This window comes from Sphingomonas yabuuchiae (assembly GCF_014199595.1).
GTDB lineage: Bacteria > Pseudomonadota > Alphaproteobacteria > Sphingomonadales > Sphingomonadaceae > Sphingomonas > Sphingomonas yabuuchiae.
In genome coordinates this window covers 1-25,280 of the sequence record NZ_JACHNX010000001.1, presented here as the reverse complement: position 1 = coordinate 25,280, position 25,280 = coordinate 1, and the positions used below count along the sequence as shown (strand labels likewise).

Here is a 25,280-nt window from a genome sequence, read left to right as displayed (position 1 = left end):
TTGCCCGATTCGCGGGCGCCGCGCAAGAGGCTTTCGCAAATGCAGCAAAACCAAGTCTATTCCTCCCCTGGAAGGGGAGGTGGCGCGCGCAGCGCGTCGGAGGGGTGTCCCGCTATCGAGAGGGTTACACCCCTCCGTCAGGCCTGACGGCCTGCCACCTCCCCTTTGAGGGGAGGAATCTCAGGGAAGTGCCGCCAGATACCCCGGAATATCATCCGGATCGAACGCCCGCCCGTCGAAGAACCGGTCGCTCCCCAGCACCAGCCGCCCTTGCGTCGATCCCGCCCCGATCGGCTCGACCAGCGCGCCTTCCAGCTTGGAACTCGCGCCCGGCAACGGCGCTCCCGATCCGGCCAGCGCGGCGCGGTACAGGTCGGGGCGGAACACCCCCTGCGCCGTCGCGGCGTCCGCGTTCGAGAAGGGCAGCCCTTCCCACCGCACCATCTGCGCATGGAGCCAGCCCGCCTGGCTGCGCCACGGGAAATTCGCTGCCTCGCGATACTGGAACATGAAGTCGGGATAATGGACCGGTTCGCCGCCCGGCACCACGCGGATGCGGTCGGTGATCGCGCGCAGGATCGCCCCCATTGGCGCGTCGAGATAGTGGGGGCGCGACAGGATTTCGGCGCTCTGTTCGACCGTCTCGGGATCGATGAAATGCGCCGCCGCCGCGTGCAGCGCGCGGATCAGCCGCAGCACCGCGTCGCGCCGTTCCTCGGCCTGGTCGGCGCGCATCGCCAGCACCTTTTCCACGCCGCGCCGCCAGATTTGCGCGGTCGCCAGCGCGATCCGTCCCACGCCACGATCGACCGCGATCGAGTTCCACGGCTCGCCGACGCAGATGCCGTCCACCTCGCCCGCTGCCAGCGCATCGGCGGCGAAGGGCGGGCTCGTCACGACGATATCGACATCCGTATCCGGCCGGATGCCGACCCCGGCCAGCCAGTAGCGCAGCATGTAGTTATGGCTCGAATGGCGGTGCACCACGCCGAAGCGCAACCGCTGTCGTGCCGCGACCGCGCGCAGGGCCGCCCCCACCGCGATCGGATCGCCCAGCCCTTCGCCCAGCCCGCAGGCCTCACCCAACGCGGTCGAGAAGGTGATCGCATTGCCGTTCAGCCCCAGGACGAAGGGCACCGCCATCGGCACCGCCGGGCGATCGCGGCCCAGCGCGGTCGCGATGGCGAGCGGCGCGACCATATGCGCGGCGTCCGTATGCCCGTAGAGCAGCCGATCCCGCACCGCCGCCCAGGTGACGTCGCGGACCATTTCGACGCCTACGCCCTGCTCTTCGGCAAAGCCCAGCTCATGCGCCAGGATGGGCAGCGCGGCGTCGACCAGCGGCACGAAGCCGATGCGGAACCGGTCGAGACTCACGGCAACTCTCCCATCAAGGCCTCGCTGGTCACGATCGCCTCGGCCACCTCCGCGATGCGCCGGTTGGATTGCATCGCATGGCCGCGCAGCAACGCATAGGCGGCGGGCTCATCGATCCCGCGCCGCCGCATCAGGATCGCCTTGGCCCGGTCGATCGTCTGGCGGTCGGCCAGTGCGGTCTTCGCCTCGGCCAGTTCGGCCTGGAGCCGCGAAAAGGCCTGGAAACGGCGAATCGCGACATCGAGCACCGGCTTGATCCGCTGCTTCGCCAGACCGTCGACGACATAGGCCGACACCCCCGCATCGACCGCCGCCAGCGCGCTTTCGGCATCCGACTGGTCGACGAACATCGCGATCGGCCGGTCGAGCGCGCGCGACATGGCGAAGAAATCCTCCAGCAAGTCGCGGCCGGGATTCTCCAGATTGATCAGCACCACCTCGGGCGCGCACGCCTCGATCTGACGGACGATCGGCCCGGCGGGATCGATCAGCACCTGATCGTCCAATCCGGCCTCTCGCAGCCCCTCGGCGATGATCGCCGCGCGCGTCGTGCTGGTGTCGATGATCGCGATCCTCACGGGCGGATGGACTAGCGGCAAAGGCGCATATCATCCAGCCCGGACGATGAAGGGCGGCATGACGTTTTTTTCAGAATAGCCGGGCCGAAGTGTTGCCTTGCAGCATTGCCGCCCTATGAGACGTTGCAACATACCACATCACCGGATCACCCATGGCCGTCATCGACCACTCCCTTCGCTGTTCCCGCCTGGCCGCGCTGGCCCTTGCCATGACCACCTGCGCCATGCCGTTGTGCGCCAATGCGCAGGAAAGCCAAGGGCAGGAGAAGACCGAGGATCGCTCGGACATCGTGGTCCTGGGCACCCGTCACTCGGTCGACCGTACCCTGTCCTCCGACCCCGCGACCGAGCGCATGTCGCAGTCCAGCCGCTCGCTGGAGCAGGATGTGCTACAGGCGGCGGGCACGTACCGGCTGAACGACGCGCTGGAGCTGGTCAGCGGGTTCAGCCAGCAGAACAACCGCGGCGGCGTGCTCGACAATTTCGCGATTCGCGGTTTTCTGGGCACGCCGGACGGCGGCGCGGAATTCTATGTCGACGGCTTCATCGCCAATCGCGGCATGGTCCCACCGCGTGACCCCGCCACCGTCGAGCGGATCGAGGTGCTGAAGGGCCCGGCGGGCGCGATCTTCGGCGAGGTCGATCCGGGCGGCCGGGTCAACATCGTCTCGAAGATGCCGCGCTTCACCCCCTATGCCCGGCTGACCGCGACCTATGGCTCGTTCGACACGCGCCGGGTCGAGGCGGATGCCACGGGGCCGCTCTCCGATACGCTGGCCGCACGGATCGTCGTCGCAGGCGAGGACAGCGATGGCTGGCGCGACACGGTGTCGCTGAAGCGGCGAGTGGTGTCGCCCTCGCTGACCTGGGCGCCAAGCGATTCGCTGCGGCTGACCTATCTGGCCGAGTTCATGCAGTTCGACACGCCGTTCGATCGCGGTATCCCGGCGGTCGGCGACGATGCCAACGCGCTGTCCCGTTCCAACTATTATGGCGAGCCGTCCAACGGACTGACCCGCTTCCGCAACGAGCGGCACCAGCTGACCGGCCTGGCGCAGCTGGGCGGCGGCTGGACGCTGAACGGCGGCATCGTCTGGCGGACCGGCTCGCTCAAGGGGTTTTCGGCGGACCAGTCGCGCATCGTCGGCACCCAGGTCTGGCGCCAGCGCCGCTCGCGCGATTTCGTGATCGACGATCTGGCCGCGCGGATGGAGCTGGCGGGCAATGTCGGGCGGCACCAGCTGAGCGTCGGCATCAAAGGTTATCGCATGACCTATGGCGAGCGCTGGATGCGGCGCAATCCGTCGGCGGCGGCGCCCTATGCGGTCGATCTCTACGATCCGGCCTCGACCTATGGCGGGACCGCCGCGTCGCTGCTGCCCTTCACCAACAATGACGAGAATCGCTGGGCGGGCACATTCTATGTCCAGGATATGTGGGCGGTGACCGACCGGCTGACCCTGGTCGGTGGTGCGCGGGTCGATCCCTATCGGCAGAAGATCGTCAACAACCGCACCGGCGGGGTCGGGCAGATCGTCGACGAGCCGGTGAAATTCCGTGCAGGGGCCCGCTATGCGGTGGACGACCATGTCTCGGTCCATGCCAATTGGGGCGAGTCCTTCGTGCTCAATTCCGGCACCGGCCGCACCGGCGACGGATTCCAGCCCGAGCAGGCGCGCGGTTACGAAGTCGGCGTCGCGGGCCGCTGGACCGGGCTGGACCTGGGCATGACCTGGTTCGACATCGCCAAGAGCAACATCCTGACCACCGATCCGGTCGATCCTGGCTTCAACGCGCCGGTCGGCCGGATGAACAGCCGGGGGATCGAGGCCGACGCCTCGCTGCGTCTCGCCCGCCGGTGGCAGGTGATCGCCAACTACGCCTGGGTCCATGCCCGCAACGACGACAAGAGCTTCGCCACCACGGCGGTGCTGGGCGTGCCGACGCATTCGGGAACGGTGCTGGTCGTCCATCATCTGCCGCTGGCCGGGCGCGACTGGCAGTTGAGCGGCGGCGTCGCCTATGTCGGCGACCGCGCCGGTTCGCTCGATGCGCAGCCGCTGGTCCTGCCGTCCTATGTGAAGGCCAAGGCGGCGGTCGAAATGCCCGTCACCGACCAGCTGCGCTTCCGGCTGGAGGCCGACAACCTGTTCGACGCGCGCTATGCCGCGAGTTCGTACAGCCGGTTGTGGATCTATCCCGGGGCACCGCGAACGGTGCGGGCCTCGCTGCGGGTGGAGATCTAAAAGCGGGATAACATTGCGTTGAAGTAACGTGAGCCCCTCCCCTTCAGGAGCATCAGGTAAACCGCGCCACGCGCGGTTTAGATCAGGCTGGGAGCCTGATCGACCTGATGCTGGGTTGGGGTGGGGCCTTTCCACGAACGCCACGCCTGAGGACACGCCCCACCCCCGGCCCCTCCCCTGAAGGGGAGGGGTGGATTGAGCTTATGTCGCCTCCGGCACCGGGAGGAATGGGCGTTGCCCCGAATGAACCAACACGCGGCCCCTGCGTAGCCACCCCGCAACGCCATGTTTCGGGAATGCCGCGATGAATCACACTCGCCTGCCACGACCACCGCTTGTCTTGGGCGCGGCGGGTGTGCTGCCGCCCCTGGCCTGTGTCGGGCTGACGCTGGTCGACCCGGCGCTGACCCTGCCCGCGACGATCGGCGGCGGGCTCTATGCCGCGCTTATCCTGTCCTTCCTGGGCGGTATGTGGTGGATGGAGGCGCTGCTCCGCCGCGACGATCGGAGCTGGCCCTATCTGGTCGCGGTGCTGCCCAGTCTGATCGGATGGGCATTGTTCTTGCCGCCGCTGCTGGCGGGCGGCTCGATCCGGGTTGCGCTGATCCTGCTGGGTCTGGTCATCATGGTCACGCCGCTGGCCGACCTTCGGGTCGGCGATGCGATGCGGGCCATCGCAGGCTGGGCCGGGCTGCGCTGGGCCTTGTCGCTGGGTCTGGGGAGCCTGACCCTGGTCCTGGGGCTGATCGCCCCCCGCTAAGCGGTCAGGCGGACTCGTCGCGCGGGGCGGGATCGGGCGCACGCCCTTCGTCCTGTTCCCGCGCCTGGGCCTTTCGCCGCTTCAGATTTTCCCGGAGCGCCGCCGCCAGCCGCTCCGCCCGTTCGTCTTTTGCCATGGCTTTTCGCATAATCCGCACAAAGGTCGCTTGACAATGCCCGCCCAATCGTCTCTAGGCGCGCTTCCCGCGGTGAAACGCGAGTGCTGCCGTAGCTCAGTGGTAGAGCGCATCCTTGGTAAGGCTGAGGTCGTGAGTTCAATCCTCACCGGCAGCACCATTCTCCCCCGCCCCGCAAGGGGCCCGAAATGGGGAGCTTTCTGGCCCCCACGCAAAACTTGATTGGGATCGTTTCGCCGGCTTGCTAGCTATGGTCGGATGAGATTCCGTTTTTCTTTCGGCGCACAGGTGTTCGTCGGCATGGCCGTGGGCCTGCTGCTCGGCCTGCTCGCCCGGTCGCAGGGCCTGGCCGGATTGGCCGAGGGCCTGCGCATCATCGGCGAGAGCTTCGTCCAGCTGCTCAAGGTGCTGGTCGTGCCGCTGGTGTTCACCGCCATCGTGGCGTCGATCGCGGCACTGCGCGACCTGAACAATGCCGCGCGGTTGGTCGCCGCCACCTTCATCTGGTTCGCGATCACCGCGCTGATCGCCGTCACCATCGGCCTGACGCTGGGCACCGTGCTGCAACCCGGCCTGCATGCGGGCGTCGCACCGGGCAGCGCGGTGCGGCCGGATACGGCGGGGTCCTGGCTCGACTTCCTGCGCGGGCTGATCCCGTCCAACATCCTGGGCCTGTCCGCCTCGACGAGCGCGGGCGACAATGGTGCGCTGAAGACCGGGCTGTCGTTCAACATCCTGCAGATCATCGTCATGGCGGTCGCGATCGGCGTCGCCGCCGTGCGGGTCGGCGACAAGGGCGAGAGTTTCCTGTCGTTCAACGCCTCCGCGCTTGCCATCTTCCGGCGCATCCTGTCCTGGGTGATCCGGCTGACCCCGCTCGGCTCGGGCGCGCTGCTGGGCAATGCGATCGTACGCTATGGGTGGCAGTCGCTGTCCGCGCTCGGCAGCTTTGCGCTGGCCGTCTATATCGGGCTCGGCCTCGTGCTGTTCGTGGTCTATCCGCTCCTGCTGCTCGCCAATGGCATGTCGCCCAAGCGCTTTTACGCCGCCGCCTGGCCCGCCATCCAGCTGGGCTTCGTGTCGCGCTCCTCGATCGCCACCCTGCCGGTGACCGAAGACGCCGTGGAGCAGCGACTGGGCGTGCCGCGCGCCTATTCGGCCTTTGCGGTCCCCTTTGCCGCGACCACCAAGATGGATGGGTGCGCCGCCATCTATCCGGCGATTTCGGCGCTGTTCGTCGCGCAATATTACGGCCTGCCGCTGCATATGGGCGATTATGTGCTGATCGTGCTGGTGTCGGTGCTGGGTTCGGCGGCGACGGCGGGGCTGACCGGGGCGGTCGTCATGCTGACGCTGACCCTGTCGACGCTGGGCCTACCGCTGGAGGGGGCCGGACTGTTGCTGGCGATCGACCCCATCCTCGACATGGGCCGCACCGCGATCAACGTGGCGGGGCAGGCTCTGGTCCCGACCATCGTCGCGCACCGGGCGGGCCTCATCACCGACACGCCCCCGGCGGAGCGCTTGCCGGAGGTGCCGCAAACAGGGTAAACGCGTGCATGAGCTTGCGCGCGGTGTTCTGGTGGAGTAATACACGCGAGTGGCCGACCACCGGAACCCTGTGATGCGCCCCGACCCGTTTAATCCCGATCGTACCCCCCTGGACCGTCCTTACGAGCCGGTGGGGCCCCATTATCCGCTCTATGATGCGGAGACGCAGAGCTGGACCTTTGGCCCCGATGAAGACGATGCGTCGCCCGAGCGGCCGCGTCGGAACATCCGCTGGGGCCGCTGGATCGCGCGCGCCATGGGGGCGGGCATCATCCTGCTGGTCATCGCCATCGCCTGGCTGGCCGTCACCGCGCCGCTGTCGCGCTCGCTCCAGCCGCCGACGCCGCCCTCGATCACGCTGACCGCCGATGACGGCACGCCTATTGCCCGGCGCGGGGCGATCATCGGCGCGCCCGTCGATGCGGCCAAGCTGCCCGCCCATGTGCGCGAGGCGTTCATGGCGATCGAGGACCGGCGTTTCTATTCGCACTGGGGCGTCGATCCGCGCGGCATCCTGCGCGCGGCCTGGCACAATGTCGGATCGGGCGGCGTGCGCGAGGGTGGATCGACCATCACCCAGCAGCTGGCGAAGAATGCCTTTCTCGATTCCGACCGGACGGCGGGGCGCAAGATCCGCGAGGCGATGATCGCCTTCTGGCTGGAGGCGTGGCTGACCAAGGACGAGATCCTGTCGCGCTATCTGTCCAACGTCTATTTCGGCGACAATGTGTACGGCATCACCGCCGCGTCGAAGCATTATTTCGGCCGCACGCCTGACAAGCTGAACATCGGCCAGGCGGCGATGCTGGCCGGGCTGGTCAAGGCGCCGTCGCGCCTCGCCCCCACCACCAACCTCAAGGGCGCGCGCGCCCGGCAGGCGGTCGTCGTCGCGGCGATGGAGGATGCGGGCTTCCTGACCAAGGCGGAGGCCGATGCCGTTCAGCCGCAGCGGGTCCTCGCCTCGCGGCCCGAAACGCTGCCCAGCGGCACCTATTTCGCCGACTGGGTACTGCCCGAGGCGCGCGACCAGGCCGGCGAGATCAAGACCGAGGCGACCGTCCAGACGACGCTCAATCCCCGGCTGCAACGGATCGCCGAGCGTACGGTGCGCAGCGCCGGGCTGAACCAGGCGCAGGTCGCCTTGATCGCGATGCGCCCCGATGGCCGCGTCGTCGCGATGGTCGGCGGCAAGGATTATTCCAAGAGCCCGTTCAACCGTGCGACCCAGGCGCGCCGCCAGCCGGGTTCGGCGTTCAAGCTGTTCGTCTATCTGGCGGCCTTGCGCTCCGGCATGACCCCGGACTCGACCATCGAGGACGAGCCGGTCGATATTGCCGGGTGGAAACCGCGCAACAGCGACGGGCGCTATCTAGGCAAGATCACGCTGCGTCAGGCCTTTGCGCGTTCGTCCAACGTGGCCGCCGCCCGGCTGACCCAGGCGGTCGGCGTGAAGTCGGTCATCAAGGCGGCGCGCGATCTGGGGATCACCACGCCGATCCCGAACGAGGCGACCATCGGCCTCGGCACCTCGACCGTCAGCCTGCTCGAGCTGACCGCCGCCTATGCCGCGGTCGCCAATGAAAGCTATCCGGTCGCCGCGCGCGGCCTGAACGACGTCAAGGACAAGGGCTGGTATCAGTCGCTGACCGACCGCAAGACGGGCTTTGCCTCATCGGTGCATGACGGGATGCTCGACCTTCTGTCCTCCTCGATCAAGACGGGCACGGGGCGGCAGGCGCTGCTGACCGTCGATGCCTATGGCAAGACCGGCACGACGCAGGATTCGCGCGATGCGCTGTTCGTCGGCTTCGCGCGCGATCTGGTGGTCGGCGTGTGGGTCGGCAATGACGACAACACGCCCAATCCCGGCCTGTCGGGCGGCGGCGTGCCCGCCCGCATCTGGCGCGCCTTTATGCAGTCGGCGCTCGACATCCCGCCGGTCGCCGCCCCCGTCGTGCAGGAAGAGGTCGATCCCGACGCGATCTCCAATGGCATGGACGACGGCATGATGCCCGGTGGCCCCGACATGATGCCGGGTTCCGCCGATCCGGTCGGCGAGATCATCCAGGGCCTGGGCATCGACCTGCGCACGGGCGATGACGGTTCGATCACCGTCGGCCCCGGCCGCCGCCGCCCCGACCGCGCCGGTCCCCCGCCGGAGGATCGCCGCCCGCCCGACGAGCGTGACGAGGAGGAATAGCCCACGCTTTGGTCTTTGCGTGTTCGTGCGAAGACGCGATGGCACGAAGAAATTCGGTTCGCGCAGAGGCGCGGAGGACGCAGAGAGACAATCGACATTCCTCCCCTGCAAGGGGAGGTGGCAGGCCGAAGGCCTGACGGAGGGGTGTAACCACTCGTTAGGTGAGACCACGCTCACGCCTGGTGACACCCCTCCACCATCCTACGGATGGTCCCCCTCCCCTTGCAGGGGAGGAATCGGGATCGGGACTTGCCCTTCACCATGTATCCCGATTAAACGCGCGGTCATTCGCAAGGACCCGGTGAAATTCCGGGTGGCTATTCCGGCCGCCGATCCGCCGGACAACAGAATGCATGGCCCTATCCCCGCTCCTGCCGTCAGGACGCGCGCCGCCATGCGCGACATTCTGGTATTTCATGACTGTTCAAACCTATCGAACCCAATGGTTCTCCGGCCTGGGAGACGCACGCCGTGACGTGCTCGCCGGGCTGGTCGTCGCCCTCGCGCTGATCCCCGAGGCGATCGGCTTTTCGATCATCTCGGGCGTCGATCCGCGCGTCGGGCTCTATGCCTCGGTCGCGATCGCGATCGTCATTTCGTTCACCGGCGGGCGGCCCGCGATGATCTCCGCCGCGACCGCCGCCGTCGCGGTCGTCGTCACGCCGCTGGTCCGCGAGCATGGCGTCGATTACCTGTTTGCCGCCACCATCGTGATGGGACTGATCCAGATCGCCGCGGGGCTGTTGCGCCTCGACCTCGTGATGCAGTTCGTCTCGCGCTCGGTCATCACCGGCTTCGTCAACGCGCTCGCCATCCTGATCTTCATGGCGCAGCTACCGCAACTGACCGGCGTGACGTGGCACAGCTATGCGATGGTCGCCGCCGGGCTCGCCATCATCTACCTGCTGCCGCGCGTGACCAAGGCGGTGCCCTCGCCGCTGGTCGCGATCCTGGTGCTGGCGGGGATCAGCATCGCCATGGGCCTGCCGGTGCGCACGGTCGGCGATATGGGACGGCTGCCCGAGGGACTGCCCAGCCTGACGCTGCCCGATGTGCCGCTGACCTGGGAGACGCTGCGCATCATCCTGCCCTATTCGCTGACCATGGCCGCCGTCGGCCTGCTCGAATCGCTGCTGACCGCGCAGATCGTCGACGACATGACCGACACCGACAGCGACAAGCGCCGCGAATGCATGGGGCAGGGCGGCGCCAACATCGCCGCCGCGCTGGTCGGCGGCATGGGCGGTTGCGCGATGATCGGCCAGTCGGTGATCAACGTCACCTCGGGCGGGCGCAAGCGGCTGTCGACGCTGACTGCCGGGGCCGTCCTGCTGATCCTGCTTGCCGGGCTTGGTCCCTTTGTCGGACGTATCCCAATGCCCGCGCTGGTCGCCGTCATGGTGATGGTGTCGATCGGGACGTTCAGCTGGAACTCCATCCCGAACCTGCGCCGCCATCCGCCGACCTCTTCGGTGGTCATGCTGGTCACGGTCGCGGTGGTCGTCCTGACCCATGACCTGGCCAAGGGTGTGGCGGCGGGCGTGCTACTGTCGGGCATCTTCTTTGCCGGAAAGGTCCGCCGCCTGTTCGCGGTCGAGCGGATCGAGACGGGCCAGGCGGTGCGCTACCGCGTAACCGGCCAGATTTTCTTCGCCTCGGTCGATCGCTTCACCCGCGCTTTCCAGGCGGAGCCGGGCCGCGATGTCGTGATCGACGTGTCGGCGGCGCATTTCTGGGATATTTCGGGTGTGGGCGCGCTCGACAAGATCGTCGCCCGGCTGCGCCGCGACGGGGCCGGTGTCGAGGTGATCGGCTATAACCAGGCGAGCGCCGATCTGGTCGACCGCTTCGCGCTGCACGACAAGACGGGTGTCGAGCTGGGCCTCGCGCCGCATTGAGGCACCATATGGGGGAGCGGTGTTGACCTGTTCGGCCGCCTCCCCCAAACGCCGGAGCCATGCGCTTCTTCTCGGACAATGCCGCCCGTATCCATCCCAAGGTGATGGAGGCCATCGTCGCCGCCGACCAGATGGACGCCGCCTATGACGGCGACCGCTGGTCCAAAGCGCTGGACGGGCGGCTGTCCGAGCTGTTCGGCACCGAGGTTGAGGTGTTGTGGGTGCCCACCGGCACCGCCGCCAACTGCCTGGCGCTCGCCGCGCTCTGCCCGCCTTATGGCGGCGTGGTCTGCCACCGCGACTCGCACATCCAGAATGACGAGGGCGGCGCGCCCGAATTCTACACGCACGGCGCCAAGCTGATGCTCGCCGATGGCGACGGGGCCAAGCTGACCCCCGACACGATCCGGTCGGTGATCGACGCCATCGCCAATGACGTCCACCGGGTCCAGCCGCATGCCATCTCGATCACCAACGCCACCGAATATGGCCGGGTGTACAACCCCGACGAGGTCGCCGCGATCGGCGCATTGGCGAAGGAGAGGGGCCTGGGCTTCCATATGGACGGCGCGCGGTTCGCCAATGCCGTCGCCCGCCTCGGCTGCACGCCCGCCGCGCTGACCTGGCAGTCGGGCGTGGACGCGCTGTCCTTCGGCTTCGTCAAGAACGGCGCGATGAGTGCCGAGGCCTTGGTCTTCTTCAAGCCCGGCTTGGCCGACACCACCCGCCGCCGCCGCAAGCGCGCAGGCCTGCTGATGTCCAAGGGCCGCTATCTCGCCGCGCAAGTGCTCTCGATGGTCGAGAACGACCTGTGGATCGCCAACGGCGCGCTCGCCAATGCCTGTGCCGAGCGACTGGCGGGCGCGGCCGGGAACCGGCTGGTCTATCCGGTCGAGGCGAACGAGGTCTTCCTGCGCGCCACGCCGGAGGAAGCCGCCCGCCTGCGCGCACAGGGCTTCGACTTTTACGACTGGGCGGACGGGGAAATCCGCCTCGTCACCGCCTGGGACACGGACGGCCAGCATGTCGCGCGCCTCGCCGACGCGATCGCCGCCCTGGATACGAGCACGACATGAGCGAGTTCGACACCGCCCCCCGCTCGACCCGCGCCGCCGTCCTGATCCCCTTTGCGATCGTCACGCTGATCTGGGGATCGACCTGGCTGGTCATACGCGACCAGATTTCGGTCGTCCCCGCCACCTGGTCGGTCAGCTATCGGTTCCTGGTCGGCGGGCTTGCCATGGGGGCCTTCGCGCTGGCCCGGCGGGAGAGTTTCCGCCTCGGCACCACCGGCCTGCTATTCGCCGCCGGGATCGGGCTGTTCCAGTTCGTCCTGAACTTCAACTTCGTCTATCATGCCGAAGGCTACATCACCTCCGGGCTGGTCGCGGTGATCTTCGCGATGCTGCTGATCCCCAATGCGGGGTTCGCGCGCCTTTTCCTGGGACAGCGCATGGGGCGGCAGCTGCTGTTCGGCTCCGCCATCGCGATGGCGGGGGCGGCGCTGCTGTTCGTGCATGAGGCGCGGGTCGATCCGGCGGGACCGGCGCGCGCGCTGACCGGCATCGCGCTGACCATCGTGGCCATCCTGTCCGCCTCCACGGCGAACGTCATGCAGGCGACCAAGACCGCCAAGCGTTTTCCGATGCACGCGACCTTGAGCGTCGCGATGCTGATCGGATCGGCGCTGGATGCGATCATCGCCTATAGCCTGAACGGCCCGCCGGTGTTCGAGATGCGCACCGGTTATGTGCTGGGCATCCTCTATCTCGGGCTGTTCGCCTCGGCGCTGGCCTTTCCGCTCTATTACCGGGTGCTGCGTGCGATCGGCCCGGCCAAAGCGGCCTATTCCAGCGTGATCGTGCCGGTCATCGCGATGAGCCTGTCGACGGTGTTCGAGGGTTATCGCTGGTCGCTGCTGGCGGGCGCGGGTGCGGCGGTGACGGCGGTCGGGCTGGTCATCGCGCTCAAGGCGCGCAGGCCCAACCGGTAATCGGGATAGCGCGGGCGCCAGTTCAGCACCCGCTTCGCCTTGCCGTTCGCCACCCGCCGGTTCTCGGCATAGAAGCCCCGCGCCGCCGCCGACAGGCTCTCCAACGGTACGAGCGGCGGCGGCGCCAGCCCCGCCAGTTCGGCGGCATAGGCGACGACCGCATCCTGGTCGCACGGGAAATCGTCGGACAGGTTATAGGCCCCCGCAGGCCCGTCGAACCCGGCGATCACGCCCGATACGATGTCGGCGATATGCACCCGGCTGAACACCTGCCCGGGCAGCCCGACCCGGTGCGCGCGACCGGCACGAACCCGGTCGATCGGCGAGCGGCCGGGGCCATAGATGCCAGGCAGCCGGAACACCCGTGCGCCCAGGCCCTGCCAGTCCGCATCCGCCGCCGCCCGCGCGGCGCGGCGCCCCGAGCCGATGGGGGCGGTCTCGTCCACCCAGGCGCCGCCGGTATCGCCATATACGCCGGTCGAGGAGAGATAGCCGATCCACGCGTCCGACTTTGCGAGTTGCGCGCCATAGGCGAGCAGCACCGGGTCCGCCTCGTCCACGGGGGGCACGGAGGACAGGATATGCGTGGCGGCGGCGATCTGCGCCTCCACGCCGTCACGGTCGTCGAAACGGATCGTACCACCGCGCCCGTCGCGGGTCGTCCCCACAACGGACCAGCCCCGCCCCTCCAACAGAGCGGCCAAGTGACCGGCGGCATAGCCCATGCCGAAGACGAACAACTTATTCACCCAACCTCCGTTCGCACTGCGCGACGTCGAAGTGCACGCCCCGGACAGGCCATGGGGCGAAGGTCATCCCTTGGCCTTCGACTTCGCTCGGGCTGAACGGTTGGGGGGCGGCTTGGCTGCAAGACGCCTCACCGCCCCTCACTTCGCCGCCATCGGCCCCTTGTAGAGCGTGCCGAAATAATCGCCCTTGTTCCATACCGGCCGCTCGGGCGCGTCGGCGATCTCGCGGGCGATGGCGTAGTTGACGCTGACGAAGCGCGGTCCCTGGCTCCAGTCGATGCCCTGGTCGATCTCGTCGCCGACACGGTGATAGCGGTGGCTCATGAAATCCTCGACCGCGGCCTTGCCCGGCCCCTTCTGGCCCGGCCACAGGAAGACCGAGGGGATGCCCTTCTGCACGAAGCGGAAATGGTCGGAGCGGACGAAGATGCCTTCCTCCGGCATCGGATCGGGCGAGACCGGCAGGTCCATCGCCCCCACCGCCTTGCGTACGATCGGCCCCAGCGTCGAGCGGTCCGCGCCGAACACCACCATATCCTCGAACTTGTAGGTCAGGATCGGCATGTCGAGATTGACGTCGGCGACGATCGACTTGAGCGGCACGGTCGGGTGGTTGGCGAAATAGTCGGAGCCGACCAGCCCTTTCTCCTCCGCCGTCACCGCCAGGAACATGACGGTCCGCTTGGGCGCGGCGGCGGCCTTGAAGCGCTTGGCCTCCTCGATCAGGCTGGCGATGCCGATGGCGTTGTCGAGCGCGCCATTGTTGATCCGGTCGCCCTCGCCGCCCTCGTTCGTGCCGATATGGTCGAGATGCGCGGACAGGACGACGACCTCGTCCTTCAGCTTCGGGTCGCTGCCGGGGATCAGGCCAATGACGTTGCTGCTGTCCATCGGCTTGAAGCTGGTCTTGGACGCGACCGTCAACTGGCCCTTGGCGGTCAGCGGCTTATAGCCGGGCTTGGGCGTGGCGGCGGCCTTCACCACTGCGTCCCAGCCCTTGCCAAACAGCTTGGCCGCGCCCGTCTGCGACAGGGTGCCCAGCACCGGGGTCGTCGGCGTCATCGCATGGGCGGTGCCGTCCGGGTTCGCCCAGGTGACGCGCGGCGCGTTGTAATAGCGGGCCAGCGAGGCAAAGGGTCGTTGCCGCCCCCCGGCGCGCGGCATGTCGATCTGGATCGCGCCGACCGCGCCGCGCGCCGCCGCCAGCGAGGCCTTGTTCGCCGCCGATCCGAAAAAGGCGCGCTCCTCACCGCCCAGCCCCTCGGGCGTGCCGGGGACGAAGGCGACGATCTTGCCGCGCACATCGACACCCTTGTAATCGGTCAGGCCATATTGTGCCGCATCGATACCGTAACCGACGAAAACGACCGGCGCCGACAGGCTGGTTTCCTTCGCATTGGGCACGGGCGAGGGGACGAAGTCCTCGCCGAAGACCAGTTCCTGCGCCTGGCCGCCCGCCGGGGTCCACATGGCGCTGCCCTTGTCGGCGACATTATACGCGACCAGCGGCACCTTCTGCAGATAGCCGCCCTGGTCGCCGCCCGGCCGCAGCCCCGCCGCATAGAATTGCGCCGCGACATATTGCGCGGCGATGTCATAGTCGCGGGTCCCCGCCTCGCGTCCGGCCATCGCGTCCGACGCCAGGAACATGACGTGCGCCTTCATCGCGGCCTGATCCTCGGGCAGGGCGGCGGTGATGACGGCATTGCGTTCGGCCGGGCTGCGCTGCGCCTTCGCCTCGACCGGCGCGGTGCTAGCGGCTTGATAATGCAGGTGATCGTGATCATGCGCGATCGCGGCGGTGGACAGGAAAAGCAGCGGCAGCAGAGCCGTCGAACGCGACATGCAGGACCTTTCGGGGAAATGGTGTGCCACAGGCGTATCACGCCATCTGGGCCGATCAACCCCGCCCATGACGCACTGTCCCGGTTTTTCATGGCCAGCCCGGTGGCCGCAGCGGGTGCGCGCGGCTATATTCCCGTCATGGACATTCAGCGCAGCGCCGCCCAGCCCAGCATCACCCCCGCCGCCATCCGGCGCGAGGATTACAGCCCCCCCGCCTGGGAGGTGCCGCAGATCGCGCTGGACTTCGCATTGGACCCCGCCGACACCCGCGTCCACGCCGCGCTGACCGTCACGCGCAGCGGCCCGCATGACGAACCCCTGCGGCTCGACGGTGCCGGGCAGACGCCGCTGTCGGTCAAGGTCGATGGCGTTGCGGTCGACGACTGGCGGATCGAGGGCGAGCAGCTGGTCGTGCCGCTCTCCGGCGATTCCCATGTCGTCGAGACCGAGGTGTCGATCGCGCCCGAAAGCAACACCCAGTTGATGGGTCTCTATGCCTCGGGCGGCAATCTCTGCACCCAGTGCGAGGCGGAAGGGTTTCGCCGCATCACCTGGTTCCCCGACCGGCCCGATGTGCTGAGCGTCTACCGCGTGCGGATGACGGCGGACCGGCTGCGTTACCCGGTGCTGCTGGCCAATGGCGATCCGATTGCCCAGGGCGAGAATGGCGACGGCACGCATTGGGCCGAGTGGCACGACCCCTTCCCCAAGCCCTCCTATCTGTTCGCGCTGGTCGCGGGCGACCTGGCGGTCAACGCCTCGACCTTCACCACGATGAGCGGGCGCGAGGTGCGCTTAGGCATCTGGGTGCGCGCGGCCGACATCGCCAAGACCGACCATGCGCTCCACGCGCTGAAGCTGTCGATGGCGTGGGACGAGCGCGTCTATGGCCGTGAGTACGATCTCGACGTGTTCAACATCGTCGCGGTCGACGATTTCAACTTCGGCGCGATGGAGAATAAGGGGCTGAACATCTTCAACAGCCGCTACATCCTGGCCGACCCCGACACCGCGACCGATTACGATTACGACGCGATCGCCGCCGTCGTCGCGCATGAATATTTCCACAACTGGTCGGGCAACCGGATCACCTGCCGCGACTGGTTCCAGCTGAGCCTCAAGGAAGGCTTCACCGTCTATCGCGACCAGTGTTTCTCCGCCGACCAGGGATCGGCCGCGGTCAAGCGGATCGAGGATGTGCGCGGGCTTCGCGCCAGCCAGTTCCCCGAGGATTCCGGCCCGCTCGCGCATCCAGTGCGCCCGGAAAGCTATATCGAGATCAGCAATTTCTACACGGCGACCATCTATAACAAGGGTGCCGAACTGATCCGCATGATGGCGACCATGTTGGGGCCGGTGAAGTTCCGCGCCGCCACCGACCTGTATTTCCACCGCTTCGACGGCACGGCCGCCACCTGCGAGGATTTCGTCGCCTCCATGGAGGAAGCGGGCGGCATCGACCTGTCCCAATTCCGCCTCTGGTATTCCCAGGCGGGCACGCCGCGTGTCTCGGCGGGCCTGTCCCACGAACCCGGCGGGGGCCGCGCGGAGCTGCGCCTCGCCCAGCATGTTCCCGCCACGCCGGGGCAGACCATGAAGCAGCCGATGCTGCTGCCGCTCAAGGTCCGTTTGTTCGGCGCGGAGACCGGCCGCCCGCTGACCGACGAGACGCTGGTGCTGCTCGACCAGGTGGCCGAGACGATCGTGTTCGAGGCCATCACCGAGCGTCCCGTCCTGTCGATCAATCGCGGCTTTTCCGCCCCCATCGTGGTCGAGAGCGACCGCACGGCCGAGGACCTGGCCTTCCTGTCAGCGCATGACGACGACCCCTTCGCCCGGTACGAGGCGATGCAGCAGCTGATGCTCGACACGCTGGTCGCGGGCACGATCCATGGCGAGATGAAGGGCGAGGCGGTGATCGACGCCGTCACCCGTACGCTGGAGGCCGAGGGGCTGGAAACCGCCTTCCTCGCCGAGGCGGTGCTGCTGCCGTCGGAGAATTTCATCGGCGACCAGCTCGCCACCGTCGACCCGGACGCGATCCATGCCGCGCGCGAGGCGCTGCGCACGCAACTGGGCCAAGCGCTGCTGCCGACCTGGCGGCGGCTTTATGCCGAGCTGGCCCAAGGCCCTTACGTCTATTCGCCCGAGGCCAAGGGGCGGCGGCGTCTGCGCAATGTCGCGCTCGGCTATATCGCGGCCAGCGGTGCGGAAGACGCCGCCGCGCTGGCCTTCGCGCAGTTCGAGGCGGCCGACAATATGACCGACCGGCAGGCGGCGCTGACCACGCTGGTCAATTCCGACGCGCCCGAGCGCGAAGAGGCGCTGGCGCGTTTCCATGCGCGCTATGCCGGTAACGGGCTGGTCCTCGACAAATGGTTCCAGACCCAGGCGCTGTCGTCCCGCAGCGACACCGGCGCGGTGGTCGAGCGGCTGGTCCGACATCCCGACTTCACGCTGGCCAACCCCAATCGGGCGCGGGCGGTGCTGGGGGCGTTCGGGGTGAACCAGCGCGCGTTCAACGCCGCCGACGGTTCGGGCTATCGCTTCCTGTCCGAGCAGTTGATCGCGCTCGACCGGCTCAACCCGCAGACCGCCGCCAAGCTGCTGCCGCCGCTCGGCCGCTGGCGCCGGTTCGACGCCAAGCGCTCGGCCCTGATGCGCGCCGAGCTGGTGCGGATCGTCGAGACGCCGGGTCTGTCGAAGGATCTGTTCGAGCAGGCGTCGAAGAGCATCGATTGAGGAAATTCCTCCCCTTGCAGGGGAGGTGGCAGGCGCAGCCTGACGGAGGGGTGTCCCGTTCTCGATAGGGCGACACCCCTCCACCATCCTTCGGATGGTCCCCCTCCCCTTACAGGGGAGGAATGTTACTGGACCTTGGCCTTCAAAAACCCTTCCATCACGATCCAGCGATAAAAGGCGTCGAACCAGCCGGTGCTGGTCGTCTTCTTCGGATACATGCCGAAGCCGTGGCCGCCCTGGCCGTAGAGATGGAACTCGACCGGCTTCTTCGCGGCCATCCACTGGTCGATCAGACCGAAACCTTTGCCCGCGAACAGCGGATCGTCGGCGGCGATCGCGGCGAACATCGGCGGCGCGTCGGCGGGCACCGTCATCGGCTGGAGCGGGCCATAGATGTCGCCGATAAAGGCGGGCTTGGCCTGTCCGTCGAGGACGGTCGCGACGGTCAGCATCGCACCCGCCGAAAAGCCGACCATGCCGATGCGGGTCGGATCGACCTTCCACTCGCCCGCCCGCTGGCGGACCAGCGCGAAGGCGGCGCGGGAATCGGCGATCTGGGGCGCCAGGCCCTTCAACGCCTCCTCCGGGTTCGGCCGCGCGGCGGGGCGCGCCACGCTGGAGAACATTGCGGCCATCGACTTTTCGAACTCGCCCATATCGGCGGGCGTCTGGTTCAGCCGGTATTTCAGGACGAAGGCGGCAATGCCGCGATCGGCCAGCGCCTTGGCCACGTCCCAGCCTTCATTCTGCATCGACAGGGTACGGAAACCGCCGCCGGGCGCGACGATGACGGCAGCACCGGTCGCTTTGGCGGGATCGGGCAGGAAGGGGGTGAGCGTCGCCTCGGTCACGTTGCGGGCGAACACGCTGTTATACTGGCTGTGCCAGCTTTCCTTGTTCTTCGCACCCGGCAACGGCCCAGTGTTCAGCGGAATGGCGGTCGGCTGTGCAGGTATGGCGATCGGGGCCATCTTGTCGGCCTGCGCCATGGCGGGTGCCGCCACCGAGAGCGTTAGCAAAGCGGCCAGCGCATGGCCGGCCCAGCGTTTGGACTTCATATCCCCTCCTGTCCTCCGTGGGTTATGTCCCTACGGTCGGACGGGGATGGTACGCTTCGCGGCGTAGGGCGCAAGGGGTAATGTTAAGGCTAACAATTTGGGTTAGTACAGGGCGTGGGTTTCGACTTCGCTCAGCCTGAGCGAAGTCGAAGGCCAAGGGAAACCCTCAGAACAACCGCCCCCCATTGGGTACAGGCAAATCCGGCGCGATCAGCACCACCTGCCCCTCCGCATCGGGAAAGCCCAGCGTCAGCACCTCGGACATCATCGGCCCGATCTGGCGCGGCGGAAAATTGACCACCGCCGCCACCTGCCGCCCGACCAGGGTCTCCGGCGTATAATGCCGCGTGATCTGCGCCGAGGAGCGCTTCACGCCGATCACATCGCCGAAATCGATGGTCAGCTTGATGGCGGGCTTGCGCGCTTCGGGGAAAGGTTCGGCGGCGATGACGGTGCCGACACGGATGTCGACCGCCAGGAAATCCTCGATCCCGATGCGCTCGGAGGGCTTGGGGACGGGGGCGTCAGAAGTCGACATTGTCGTAATGCGACGGCGGGGTGACCATCTCCATCCGTTCCGACAGCAGCGGGCGGAAGGAGGGGCGGCTCTTCAGCCCGCGATACCAGCGTGCGGTCTGCTCATGCCCCTTCCAGTCGATGCCGCCCAGATAATCGGCGACCGAAATCTGCGCCGCCGCCGCCAGATCGGCGAGACTCATCGTCGCCCCGCCCAACCAGTTGCGATGGTCGAGCAGATAATCGGTATAGTCGAGATGCCCGACCGCCGCCTTCATCGCCTCGCGCAGGCCCTTGGCATCGGGGCTGCCGGTGCGTGCGACGCGCTTGACCATGCGTTCGTGGAGCAAGGGCCCGGTCACGTCCTGATAGAAATGCGTGTCGAACCACGTCACCAGCCGCCGGATTTCGGCGCGACCGACGGCGGTGCCGTTAATCATCGCCGACTTCTCGACCGTCTCCTCGAAAAACTCGCTGATCGCCATCGAGTCGACCAGCAGCACGCCGCGCTCCTCGTCGACCATCACCGGGGTCTGCCCGGCGGGGTTCATGTCGAGAAACTCGTCGCGCCGCTGCCATGGCGACTCGCGCACCAACTCGTATCCGACGCCCTTCTCGCCCAGCAACAGCCGGACCTTGCGGGAAAAGGGACAGAGCGGGAATTGGTAGAGTTGCCACATGCCGCCCACTTAAGCGGGCGGGACGCACGACGCCAACCCCGATGGCGCGCTTTTCACCCTTTCCCACGCGCAGGGCGGCGCTTTCATCATTTTCCGCGCGCGGGGCGACGCAGGCGCCGCTGCCCAAGCACGACACCGCTGATCGACAGGATCAGGCCAGCCAGCGACCAGAGCCACATCCAGCCGGTCCAGACCCAGCAATGCGCGGTCAACCAAGGCCAATCCCAGGTGTGGAGCAGCGTATAGACCCAGCGATAGGCGCGCCGCGTGCCGTCCTGCCGCTCGACGAGCGCGCCGCTGACGGGATCGATATAGAGCCAGGTCGCCGCCGCATCGTCGAACCGCAACCGCCAGAGCGGCAGCCGTGTTGCGTCGGTCCAATAGAAGTCGGGTCGCGCCAGCCACTCGCGCGCCACCCGCCGTCCGCCGGGCACCAGCATCGCCGCGCGCAACGGATCGGCAGCCTGGGCGGGGGCCAGCGTCGCCTGCTCCAGCCAGTGCGGATGCGGCGCGGCGCGATCGATCGCGATCCGCGCAAACCCCGCGTCCCCGCTCCACTCGACGGTGCGCGCATCCGGTGCGATCCGGGCCAGCCGATCGAGGTCGTGCGGCTGCCCCGCCCGTCCGGCATAGGCCCGCATCGCCGCCGCAGGCGCCTCGCCCCCGGCAAAGGCGTGCCCCGGATCGACCGACAGCCAGCCGCTGACGATCCAGGTCGTCAGCATCGCAGCCCCCGCCAGCCCGCTGACATGGTGCCAGAGCATCCAGCCGCGATAGGGCGTCATCCGCCCGCCCCGATAGCGCCGCCGCCCCACCCGCAGTCGCAATATGCCGATCCACAGGCCGGTCAGTGCGACCGCGATGCACGGACCCGCCACCCACATCACCGCCTGCCGCCAAGTCTCCCGGTCGCGACGCAACACGGTCGGGTAGATCCAGTGCGGCACCGAGCCCAGCCAGTTCCAGAACCGCTGGCCCTGCGTCGTCCGCTGCACCGGCTGGCCGATCAGGCTGGAGATATAGAGTTCGGTCCCCGCCGCATCGGCCAGCGCGACCTTCCACAAGGGGCGATGCCGGTCGAAGCCGTTTGCCACCGTCCATTGGTCGTCCACGATCCGCTTGACATGGCGAACCGAGCCCGCAAACCGGGTGGCGACGCGTGCGGCGAGTGCGGCATCGACGGGAGCGACCGCTCCGCCGCCCGCCGACAGGATGCGGGTGTCGCCATCACGGCTCTCGATCCGCCAGACCGGTGCGGCGTCGCGCATCTCCAGCGTGATCCGCCGGGCGTCGGGCGCCACGGGTGCTCGGCCGACCCGCGCCCAGTCGATCGGTTGCGCGCCCTTCCAACTCTCCGCCGGTTTGAGCGACGGATAGGGCACGTAAAGCATCACCAGCCCGCTGGCGAACCACATCGCGAAGAACAGGCAGGTGACGATCCCGACCCAGCGATGGGTGAGGAAGGCGAGCCGCAAGCCCGCCTTCCCCCAGGACCGGTCAGAACCCGGCACGGATGCCGATGTCCAGCGCGCGCGGGCGACCCAATATCCATTGCTGGTCGCCATAGGCCGTCACCGCATAGGGTTTGTCGAACAGGTTATAGACACGGACATCGACCGCCAGATGCGGCGTCAGCGCATAGGACAAGGTCGTGTCCACCGTCGCATAGCCGGGGATGCGGAACGCCTCGCCATTGTCGGAAAAGCGACGCCCGACATAACGCAGCCCGGCGCGCGCCTGCAGCTTCGCCGAAGCATCCCAGCGCAGCCAGAGATTGGCCAGCGCCTCGGGCACGTTCGGCGGGGTGCGGCCGCTATAATCCACGCCGCCGGAGCGGAAATCGTCGAACCGCGCATCCAGTAGCGTGCCGTTTGCGTCGATCCCGAAGCCCTGCGGCAGATCGAGCGTCACCGCCGCCTCGACGCCCTGCGACGATCGCTGCCCGACCTGCTCGACGGGGCTCGCCAGCGTGCGCTGGGCGAGCAGGTCGGTCTTGACGATGCGATAGGCCGCCAGCGTGGCGGTGCCATGGCCGTTCGCGAACAGCCACTTGGCCCCCGCCTCGACCTGGTTCCCGCGCGCGTTGCTATACTGCACCTGCCCGGTCGATACGGTGGTCAGGGTGCCCAACGGATCGACGCCCGTGGCATATTGCGCATAGAGCGACAGGGTCGGCACCGGTTGATAGACCAGCCCCGCGCGCCACGTCGCGTTGCGGAACGTCTTTTCCAGCACGAAGCGATCCGGCGTGGCGACGGTCCAGCGACGGACATTGTCCACCTCGTAACGGACGCCGCCGACCACCGACCATTTCGGGCCGAGCGTCACCCGATCCTCGGCAAACACCGCCAGCGCGGTGGTGCGGGTGCGGTAGCGTGGGGCGATTCCCTGCGTATCGAGGAAACGGCCGGGATCGAAGGCGAAAGGATCGACCGCATCGACCTGCTCGACCGAGCCGAAGTCGTTCTCATGGGTGAAGCGGACCAGATTGGCGTCCACCCCGACGACCAGCGCGTTGGCGATGCCCGGCGCGAGTCCCGTGCGCCACGTCACGCTGGCCTGATCGCCCCATTGGGTCAGGTCGTGGCGGATGCCGTAATTGCTGCTTCGGCGGATCGTGGCTGGAATGCCCGTCGATCCGTCCGCGCACGCGCCGCTCGCACCGACCCAGCAATAATTCTCCAGGTTGCGCCAGAAACGGTCGCTGGTCAGGACATAAGCGATGTTGGACAGACTGACCGCATTGCTCGGCGTCCAGTCGACCCGGATCGAGGCGCGGTCGTCGCGGAACCGCATCCGCCCGTCGCCGACATTATAGTTGCGGTCCCGCACCCGAAGGTCGAGCCGCCCGTCGATCAGCGGGGTGCCGAAATAGGTCATGGGTCGCTGGCCGCCATGATCGCCGCGCACCGTCACCGCCAGTGTCGCGGACGGCGTCCAGCGCAGCGTCCCCGACAGCGCGACACTGTCCGAATGCCCCCGATCGACATAGCCGTCCGACCGGCGATAGCTGGCATCCACGCGGTAGCCGAGCGTCGGGGTCAGCGGCCCGCCCAGCCCGGCGGCGGCGCGGAAACTGTCCTGCCCGCCATAGCCGATTTCGGCCTGGCCATGGGTCTGCGCACTGGGCGCGCGCATCACGACATTGACCGCGCCGCCCAGTGCGCCCTGTCCGTAAAGGACCGAGGCAGGGCCGCCCAGCACGTCGATCCGCTCCACCATCCAGGGATCGGTCGGGAAGGTGATCGTCCCCGCCGCCGGGAACAGCCGCACGCCGTCGACCAGTTGCAGCACCGATCCCTGCCCCGAAAAGCCGCGCGCGGCCAGCGCGGTGCCGCCATTTCCGGGATTGGCGACGCTCGACAGGCCGGGCGCGCGCGTCTCCGCCTCGACGATCGACACATCGCCTCGGGCTCGGATCGTCCCGCCGTCGAGCGATGCGATGCTGGCGGGCGTCTCCAGCGGTGTCAGGCCCAGCCGACTGCCGGTGGCATTGGGTGTGTCGAGCGCCTGTTTTTCCCGCGTGCCGATCACCAGCACGGTGGCGTCGCCCCCCTGCTCCTCGGCCTTTTGCGCCCCTGCCTGCGTCGCCCCCAGCAGAAGCGCCGCGCCACCCCACAGGACCATAGGGACCTGTCCGAATCTGTTACGATATATCATTTCAAAGCCCATAGCGTCTTGTCGCGAACAAGCCGAGGCCTTGCCGCCCGATTTCGGGCAGCCAGATGCCCTGCGTGCGGCACGCCGTTTTCCGCATTCCACAGGGCCACCCATGCGCCTCCGCCACTTATGGCGTCGCTCGTCGGAACAGACCTAGCCTCGACCATCCCCTGGACCGGGCATGAGCGACCTGACGCCGGCAGGTCTCCTGGCTCACGGGTCATCACGGACGGATGCGCCTTCCCAGGTTGCCCCAGTGGCTGGATCGCGCCCATGGCCGATCCGTGCATCGCCGCTCACCGCTTACAGTTGCAGGGACAGCCGCGGATTCGGGGCCTGCGCCCCTCACCGTGTTCCCTTTTAATCTCCCTTGTCGGGAGAACCGGCGCGATCATATCGCCGGATCATTCCGGCCCCGTATCGCTACGCGGCGGCGATGGAGGGCGTCAAGCGGGATGAGGTCGCGGCGTCCTTGCGCTATGGCGGCGGCATGGCACGCAGGAACCGTTATCTGATCGCGACGATGCCCGATGGCTATGTGAAGACGATCGGCCCGACATCGCAGCCCTTCACCCATTATTGGCGGATCGTCGCCGATCTGGGCGGGGGCAGGACAGAAGTCTTCTGGGGCCATGCCAAGTCGCGCAAGGCGGCGATGGCGAACGATGCCGCCATGGCGGAAGCGGTGCGGCAGCGCGGCTGGGTCGGGTATCGCTTCGAGGTCGTCGAACTGGTCGAGGCGGATGCGCCGCCTGAAACCATAAAAAAATCCTCCACCGGTAGGGGAGGTGGCAGGCCGAGGGCCTGACGGAGGGGTGCCACCCTCTCGAGAGCAGCACACCCCTCCACCATGCTGCGGATGTGTGCGGGCGAGATGGTGCCCCCGGCACCATCTTGACGTGCCGGGGGCACGACAAAGCCCGCACACCCTCCCCTTGCAGGGAGGAATGGTCGGAATTTACTTCTTGGGCTTGTCTTGGCCCGAGGCGTCGGACACGGCCGCACCAGCCGAACGCAAATCGCGGCCTGCGCCGTTCACGGTGTTGCAGGCCGACAGGGTCAGGACGGCGAACAGGGTAGCACCCAGAGCGATCTTCTTGGTCATGACGATCTCCTCGAAAAGGGGATGCGGCGGGCCCGGTACGCCGGCCCGCCGCGGGTACTCAGCGCAGACGACGGCGGCTGGCCGCCGTTGCTGTAGCGCGACATCGTCGGTGACTGGTCAGCGACATTGATGGTGATGTGTCAGCGGTGACGTTGGGGATAGTGTCACACGAGGTTGGCCTGGATC

20 protein-coding genes, 1 tRNA gene, 1 riboswitch and 1 other annotated feature are annotated in these 25,280 nt (G+C 67.7%); of the genes, 10 read left to right on the top strand and 11 right to left on the bottom strand.

Annotation, left to right across the window (positions count from 1 at the left end; all coding sequences use genetic code 11):
- Window positions 1-180: 180 nt before the first annotated feature.
- Both GGQ89_RS00100 and GGQ89_RS00095 read right to left on the bottom strand, forming a co-directional pair.
- On the bottom strand, window positions 181-1,377 hold the full coding sequence (locus tag GGQ89_RS00100) for an ABC transporter substrate-binding protein (protein WP_184103153.1): 1,197 nt from the start codon (window positions 1,375-1,377) through the stop codon (window positions 181-183).
- Window positions 1,374-1,955 carry an ANTAR domain-containing response regulator gene (locus tag GGQ89_RS00095; protein ID WP_056432420.1) on the bottom strand — a complete coding sequence of 194 codons (582 nt, stop codon included), beginning with the start codon at window positions 1,953-1,955 and terminating at the stop codon, window positions 1,374-1,376. The genes GGQ89_RS00100 and GGQ89_RS00095 overlap by 4 nt, the downstream gene beginning before the upstream one ends.
- Before the next feature lie 152 nt (window positions 1,956-2,107).
- On the opposite strand from GGQ89_RS00095, the gene GGQ89_RS00090 reads away from it, so the two are divergent.
- Both GGQ89_RS00090 and GGQ89_RS00085 read left to right on the top strand, forming a co-directional pair.
- Window positions 2,108-4,201 carry a TonB-dependent receptor gene (locus tag GGQ89_RS00090; RefSeq protein ID WP_240456553.1) on the top strand — a complete coding sequence of 698 codons (2,094 nt, stop codon included), beginning with the start codon at window positions 2,108-2,110 and terminating at the stop codon, window positions 4,199-4,201.
- 304 nt (window positions 4,202-4,505) lie between these two features.
- Entirely contained in the window at window positions 4,506-4,961 is a 456-nt protein-coding gene (locus GGQ89_RS00085; protein ID WP_184103151.1) for a DUF3429 domain-containing protein, read from the top strand.
- 4 nt (window positions 4,962-4,965) lie between these two features.
- Here GGQ89_RS00085 and GGQ89_RS20195 read toward each other — a convergent pair whose 3' ends face one another.
- Window positions 4,966-5,097: a hypothetical protein gene (locus tag GGQ89_RS20195; RefSeq protein ID WP_257787193.1), complete on the bottom strand. Its 132-nt coding sequence runs from the start codon at window positions 5,095-5,097 to the stop codon at window positions 4,966-4,968.
- A gap of 85 nt (window positions 5,098-5,182) precedes the next feature.
- Here GGQ89_RS20195 and GGQ89_RS00080 point away from each other — a divergent pair.
- The 6 genes from GGQ89_RS00080 (at window position 5,183) to GGQ89_RS00055 (ending at window position 12,739) form a co-directional block, all read left to right on the top strand.
- A tRNA-Thr gene (locus GGQ89_RS00080) sits at window positions 5,183-5,257 on the top strand.
- Between the two features lie 98 nt (window positions 5,258-5,355).
- Window positions 5,356-6,648 (top strand): dicarboxylate/amino acid:cation symporter, encoded by a 1,293-nt coding sequence (locus tag GGQ89_RS00075; RefSeq protein WP_184103149.1) that lies wholly within the window; start codon window positions 5,356-5,358, stop codon window positions 6,646-6,648.
- 73 nt (window positions 6,649-6,721) lie between these two features.
- On the top strand, window positions 6,722-8,848 hold the full coding sequence (locus GGQ89_RS00070; protein ID WP_184103147.1) for a transglycosylase domain-containing protein: 2,127 nt from the start codon (window positions 6,722-6,724) through the stop codon (window positions 8,846-8,848).
- Between the two features lie 291 nt (window positions 8,849-9,139).
- Window positions 9,140-9,195 (top strand) — a sequence feature (sul1 is cis-regulatory element that is thought to sense ions involved in sulfur or methionine metabolism; They are found in Alphaproteobacteria).
- A 69-nt stretch (window positions 9,196-9,264) separates the two neighbouring features.
- On the top strand, window positions 9,265-10,746 hold the full coding sequence (locus GGQ89_RS00065; protein ID WP_184103145.1) for a SulP family inorganic anion transporter: 1,482 nt from the start codon (window positions 9,265-9,267) through the stop codon (window positions 10,744-10,746).
- 59 nt (window positions 10,747-10,805) lie between these two features.
- Window positions 10,806-11,822: a threonine aldolase family protein gene (locus GGQ89_RS00060; protein ID WP_184103143.1), complete on the top strand. Its 1,017-nt coding sequence runs from the start codon at window positions 10,806-10,808 to the stop codon at window positions 11,820-11,822.
- Complete coding sequence (locus tag GGQ89_RS00055) at window positions 11,819-12,739, top strand: DMT family transporter (RefSeq protein WP_056432442.1); 921 nt, start codon at window positions 11,819-11,821, stop codon at window positions 12,737-12,739. The genes GGQ89_RS00060 and GGQ89_RS00055 overlap by 4 nt, the downstream gene beginning before the upstream one ends.
- Here GGQ89_RS00055 and GGQ89_RS00050 read toward each other — a convergent pair.
- Together GGQ89_RS00050 and GGQ89_RS00045 are read right to left on the bottom strand one after the other, a co-directional pair.
- Complete coding sequence (locus GGQ89_RS00050; protein ID WP_338112358.1) at window positions 12,649-13,488, bottom strand: Rossmann-fold NAD(P)-binding domain-containing protein; 840 nt, start codon at window positions 13,486-13,488, stop codon at window positions 12,649-12,651. The two genes, GGQ89_RS00055 and GGQ89_RS00050, sit on opposite strands and share 91 nt — an antisense overlap.
- A 138-nt stretch (window positions 13,489-13,626) precedes the next feature.
- Window positions 13,627-15,333 (bottom strand): M28 family metallopeptidase, encoded by a 1,707-nt coding sequence (locus tag GGQ89_RS00045; RefSeq protein WP_184103141.1) that lies wholly within the window; start codon window positions 15,331-15,333, stop codon window positions 13,627-13,629.
- Window positions 15,334-15,471: 138 nt separating this feature from the next.
- Between GGQ89_RS00045 and pepN the strand changes: the two genes are divergently transcribed.
- Complete coding sequence (gene pepN, locus GGQ89_RS00040; protein WP_240456585.1) at window positions 15,472-18,075, top strand: aminopeptidase N; 2,604 nt, start codon at window positions 15,472-15,474, stop codon at window positions 18,073-18,075.
- A gap of 125 nt (window positions 18,076-18,200) precedes the next feature.
- Here the strand turns inward: pepN and GGQ89_RS00035 are convergent, their stop codons facing one another.
- The 5 genes from GGQ89_RS00035 to GGQ89_RS00015 form a co-directional block, all read right to left on the bottom strand.
- Complete coding sequence (locus GGQ89_RS00035) at window positions 18,201-19,133, bottom strand: alpha/beta hydrolase (RefSeq protein WP_184103137.1); 933 nt, start codon at window positions 19,131-19,133, stop codon at window positions 18,201-18,203.
- A gap of 166 nt (window positions 19,134-19,299) precedes the next feature.
- Window positions 19,300-19,671: a tRNA-binding protein gene (locus tag GGQ89_RS00030; protein ID WP_184103135.1), complete on the bottom strand. Its 372-nt coding sequence runs from the start codon at window positions 19,669-19,671 to the stop codon at window positions 19,300-19,302.
- A complete protein-coding gene (locus GGQ89_RS00025; protein WP_007405605.1) occupies window positions 19,658-20,329 on the bottom strand; it encodes a glutathione S-transferase family protein in 672 nt (223 codons plus the stop codon). Before GGQ89_RS00025 ends, GGQ89_RS00030 begins: the two co-directional genes overlap by 14 nt.
- Window positions 20,330-20,415: 86 nt before the next feature.
- Window positions 20,416-21,804, bottom strand: coding sequence for a PepSY domain-containing protein (locus GGQ89_RS00020; protein ID WP_240456552.1), 1,389 nt, complete (start codon window positions 21,802-21,804; stop codon window positions 20,416-20,418).
- A gap of 22 nt (window positions 21,805-21,826) precedes the next feature.
- Window positions 21,827-23,956 carry a TonB-dependent receptor gene (locus GGQ89_RS00015; protein WP_240456551.1) on the bottom strand — a complete coding sequence of 710 codons (2,130 nt, stop codon included), beginning with the start codon at window positions 23,954-23,956 and terminating at the stop codon, window positions 21,827-21,829.
- Window positions 23,957-24,170: 214 nt separating this feature from the next.
- A riboswitch (cobalamin riboswitch) is annotated at window positions 24,171-24,391 on the bottom strand.
- A gap of 88 nt (window positions 24,392-24,479) precedes the next feature.
- Between GGQ89_RS00015 and GGQ89_RS00010 the strand changes: the two genes are divergently transcribed.
- The gene (locus tag GGQ89_RS00010; protein ID WP_184103972.1) at window positions 24,480-24,797 is read left to right on the top strand and encodes a hypothetical protein; all 318 of its coding nucleotides are present in this window, start codon (window positions 24,480-24,482) and stop codon (window positions 24,795-24,797) included.
- A 150-nt stretch (window positions 24,798-24,947) separates the two neighbouring features.
- Here GGQ89_RS00010 and GGQ89_RS00005 read toward each other — a convergent pair whose 3' ends face one another.
- Complete coding sequence (locus GGQ89_RS00005; RefSeq protein ID WP_076714508.1) at window positions 24,948-25,094, bottom strand: entericidin A/B family lipoprotein; 147 nt, start codon at window positions 25,092-25,094, stop codon at window positions 24,948-24,950.
- Between the last annotated feature and the right edge of the window lie 186 nt (window positions 25,095-25,280).